Genomic DNA, 3,273 nt, shown 5'->3' on the forward strand with positions numbered 1-3,273 from the left:
AGTCGAGCAGCATCTCGAAATCGTCATCCGTCTCGCCGGGGAAGCCGACGATGAAGGTCGAGCGGATGGCCAGATCCGGACAGACCTCGCGCCAGCCGCGAATGCGCTCGAGCGTCTTTTCGCCATGCGCGGGCCGGCGCATGTTCTTCAACACCTGCGGCGAGGCATGCTGGAACGGGATATCCAGGTAAGGGAGGATCTTGCCCTCCGCCATCAGCGGGATGACGTCGGCGACATGCGGGTAGGGGTAGACATAGTGCATGCGCACCCAGATGCCGAGCTTGCCCAGTTCCTCCGAAAGATCGAGGAATTTTGCGCGCACTTCACGGTCGCCGAACATCGACGTCTGGTACTTGATGTCGATGCCGTAGGCGCTGGTGTCCTGCGAGATGACCAGAAGTTCCTTGACGCCAGCCTTGGCCAGTTTCTCAGCCTCACGCAGCACATCTGCCGCCGGCCGCGAGACGAGGTCACCACGCAGTGCGGGAATGATGCAGAAGGTGCAGCGGTTGTTGCAGCCTTCGGAAATCTTGAGATAGGCGTAGTGGCGCGGCGTCAGCTTGACACCCTGCGGCGGCAGGAGATCGATATAGGGATCGTGCGAAGGCGGTGCGGCCTCATGCACCGCGGCCATCACGCTCTCATAGGCCTGCGGCCCGGTGATCGCCAGCACATTCGGGTGCTTTTCGCGAATGACGTCCGGCTCGGCGCCCAGGCAACCGGTGACGATCACTCGGCCGTTTTCCGAAAGCGCGGAGCCGATGGCGTTGAGCGACTCGTCTCGGGCGGAATCGAGAAAACCGCAGGTGTTGACGACGACGAGGTCGGCGCCGTCATGCTTGCGTGCGATTTCGTAACCTTCGGCGCGCAGGCGCGTGATGATGCGCTCCGAATCCACGAGGGCCTTCGGGCATCCAAGACTGACAAAACTCACGCGGGGAGCGGACATAGAGGGTTTCCGGGCTTTTCAGGATTGCCGGCGCAGTACCACACTTATTGCGGCATTGGTATGGGCAGGCCCGCGATGCGGCAAAACGCACGGCGGTCTTGCTTCGACGGAGTGAAGACGCGGATGTCCGCCAGCTTCAGCCGACCACGTTGTTCACATGTGGCCAGACCTCCACGGCGCCACGATAGACCATGTCCAGCGCGACATAGAGTATGATCAGCAGGCCGACATAGGCGATCCAGCGGTGGCGATGCAGCAGCTTGGCAATGAAGGTCGCAGCCAGCCCCATGAGCGCGATCGACAGCACAAGGCCGATGACCAGCACCGGAAAATGATCACGCGCCGCTCCAGCCACCGCCAGCACGTTGTCGAGCGACATCGACACATCGGCGACGACAATCTGCAAGGCAGCCTGGCCAAGGGTCTTGCGCTTCGACTTGCCGGCGACTGCCTGGTCACTGTTGAGGTCCGAATTCGACAGCGCCTCGGTCGCTTCCAGCTCATCGGCATGTGACGTGCGCAGCTCGCGGTACATTTTCCAGCAGACCCACAGCAGCAGGATGCCGCCGGCCAGCAGCAGGCCGACGATCGCCAGCAGCTTGACGGTAATTGCGGCAAAACCGATGCGCAGCACCGTTGCCGCAATCACGCCGATGAGGATCGCCTTCTTGCGTTGGTCAGCCGGCAGGCCGGCAGCGGCAAGGCCGATGACGATCGCATTGTCGCCGGCCAGCACGAGGTCGATGGCGATGACCTGGAGCAGGGCGGTCAGGCTGGCAGCGCTGAAAAAAATGTCCATCGACCGGAAGCCCTTGCTGATTTTGCCGAGTGTTCGTCGATTACCCAGAGGCCCTAACTTGGTGGTCCCTTGGCGTCAAGGGATCACGCGTGGCGCCATCACCGAAGCATCGTTACGTCAAGCCAGATCCAATGTTCGCGGCACTCGCCGACAGCCAGGCAAAACCATGGCCGATCGCAAATCAATCGTAGAGATTATACTTTGCCCAGTCGGCTTCCGGAATCTCGTCGCCGATCCGGTAGCGGAGTTGCAAGACTTCCATATGGTCCGGCCCGGTCTGGCACTTGAATTTCAGCCTATACCACTGCCCCTTGCTGCGAAACGCAGCACCCGGGCTCTTGATTGCATCGGCGCCCATCTCGGGCGTGGCAAAGGCGTAGGCGACGACGCGATCGGCTTTGAACTTGCGATCGTCATGGGTGATGCGGTCGAGCACTTCGGCGTCGCAACGCTGTTCAAGGCGAGTTTGGGGATCGAGTTTCATCAGTCCGGCGCGCAATGCATTGTCCATTGCGCTGGCTGGAAAACTCAGTGTCACTGACGCCAAGGCGGTCATGCAGAGCTTCTTCATGGGCGGGACAAGCAACATATTTTGTCGGAGAAATCAACCGAGCGGACCGCCTCGGACGCTGCGGGAATCTTCAATCATATGGCTGCTGCGTTCAAAATTGCGTGTCGGGATTCGTCGTGCGATGCCTGCGGCCAACGGACCAAAGAGGCACGGCCGGCATCGGTAAGATCGTACAGGCCACGGTCGACGCGCGCGAACCAGCCATAGACATTGTGCTGCAGGATCTTGGGCGCGATCGGCGTCACCGCCTTCAGATCTCGCGGCCGCCTGGGACCATCCACCATGGCGGCAGCGCAGGCGAGGGCGCTTTGGCGATAGGCGGTCATGATCGGATTGCGCGATCCTCCTCCGGCAACGGGATCGCCGCGACGGCGCTGGTGCTCGTCGACCAGGCGGGAGCGCCGGCGGGCATTCTTGCGCGGCGCCAGCGCGATCGGGCTGAGAAGCACCTCGACCCGGTCCGTCGCGGTCACGCCAAGCAAGCCGAAGCCAAGCCGGCGGCAGAGATTGCGGAACCTGGCATCGCTTTCGCGTCCCTTGCCGCGAGCCGACATGCGCGCGGCCAGCCACACCTCGTCGCAGGCCGCCGCACGATCGACACCTTGCAGCACCAGTTCGAGATTGAACTGCAGCTTCAACTCGCAGATGACGACAACCGGCGGCTCCCCCTCGCGCAACGCAACAACATCGCAGCCGTCGATCTCGCCTTTGACGACAAAGTCGAGGCTTTCGAGGAACCGCTTCACCGGCGCATAGAGTGAGGTCTCGTTCATGGCGCAAGGTTTAGCCGATTCGAGACGAAAAGCCTTCCGGTGGTTCGGCGTTCTGCGGCTCGAAAGGGGACCGGTGTGGATACCGCAACGCCGGGCCAGCCGTCAGGCTTCGGCGTTCGGCACCGCCCGGTTCGGCAGCTTCCTGCGGCGCAGGAAGCTGCCGAACCGGGCGGTGCCGAAC

The 3,273-nt window shown here is 62.3% G+C and carries 4 protein-coding genes; all 4 read right to left on the reverse strand.

Annotated elements, in window-relative coordinates; translation table 11 throughout:
- Positions 1 to 949: 30S ribosomal protein S12 methylthiotransferase RimO (gene rimO / locus EN991_RS28970; protein ID WP_127370034.1), on the reverse strand; the 949-nt coding region annotated here is incomplete at its 3' end.
- A gap of 136 nt (positions 950 to 1,085) precedes the next feature.
- The gene (locus EN991_RS28975) at positions 1,086 to 1,748 is read right to left on the reverse strand and encodes a TerC family protein (protein WP_013531644.1); all 663 of its coding nucleotides are present in this window, start codon (positions 1,746 to 1,748) and stop codon (positions 1,086 to 1,088) included.
- Positions 1,749 to 1,929: 181 nt separating this feature from the next.
- Positions 1,930 to 2,337, reverse strand: a complete 408-nt coding sequence (locus EN991_RS28980) for a DUF930 domain-containing protein (RefSeq protein WP_032808257.1) — start codon at positions 2,335 to 2,337, stop codon at positions 1,930 to 1,932.
- A 56-nt stretch (positions 2,338 to 2,393) separates the two neighbouring features.
- Positions 2,394 to 3,092, reverse strand: coding sequence for a DUF2161 domain-containing phosphodiesterase (locus EN991_RS28985; protein WP_024503270.1), 699 nt, complete (start codon positions 3,090 to 3,092; stop codon positions 2,394 to 2,396).
- Positions 3,093 to 3,273: the final 181 nt, after the last annotated feature.

It is taken from the genome of Mesorhizobium sp. M7A.F.Ca.US.005.03.2.1, assembly GCF_003997795.1.
GTDB classification, from domain to species: Bacteria; Pseudomonadota; Alphaproteobacteria; order Rhizobiales; family Rhizobiaceae; genus Mesorhizobium; species Mesorhizobium ciceri.

Bases quoted from the DNA above. Each gene is read 5' to 3' on its own strand.
- EN991_RS28975 (WP_013531644.1), bottom strand. From the start codon at position 1,748: ATGGACATTTTTTTCAGCGCTGCCAGCCTGACCGCCCTGCTCCAGGTC.
- EN991_RS28980 (WP_032808257.1), bottom strand. From the start codon at position 2,337: ATGTTGCTTGTCCCGCCCATGAAGAAGCTCTGCATGACCGCCTTGGCG.
- EN991_RS28985 (WP_024503270.1), bottom strand. From the start codon at position 3,092: ATGAACGAGACCTCACTCTATGCGCCGGTGAAGCGGTTCCTCGAAAGC.